The following is a 294-nucleotide window of genomic DNA, read 5'->3' on the forward strand; positions in this document are numbered from 1 at the left end:
GGTGTTCGGCCATGGTTTCAAGTTGTTGTTTGTAGTTTCGTTGGGTGTGTAGGCTGAGTCCCTTCTCACTTCTGAGATATTCATAGAAGCGAGAAAGAGGCTTTTGAAGACTATTAGGAAGAGGTGTGTTGGGCTCTAGGCTCATTATTTATCTGCCAAGGTAAGGTGTCCGCCAAATAAGACACGACAAGTGCTAAGTGGCGTAAAAAGAGCGTGTCCATATGAGGTTGGAAATGTCCGCCATCTTCACTAGAAAAGGCGAGCAAGCCCAATGGAGACGGCTTAGCAAGCGGT

General features: G+C 46.9%; 2 protein-coding genes. Both read right to left on the bottom strand.

The window, feature by feature from the left end; genetic code table 11:
- Positions 1-145 (bottom strand): site-specific integrase (locus A3712_RS27065; protein WP_197465887.1); only part of this gene is annotated, 145 nt, incomplete at its 3' end.
- A partial coding sequence (locus tag A3712_RS27070; RefSeq protein WP_157618845.1) for a DUF484 family protein occupies positions 114-294 on the bottom strand: 181 nt, incomplete at its 5' end. The genes A3712_RS27070 and A3712_RS27065, both read right to left, overlap by 32 nt.

This window comes from Vibrio sp. HI00D65 (assembly GCF_001635455.1).
In the GTDB taxonomy this organism is placed as follows: domain Bacteria; phylum Pseudomonadota; class Gammaproteobacteria; order Enterobacterales; family Vibrionaceae; genus Vibrio.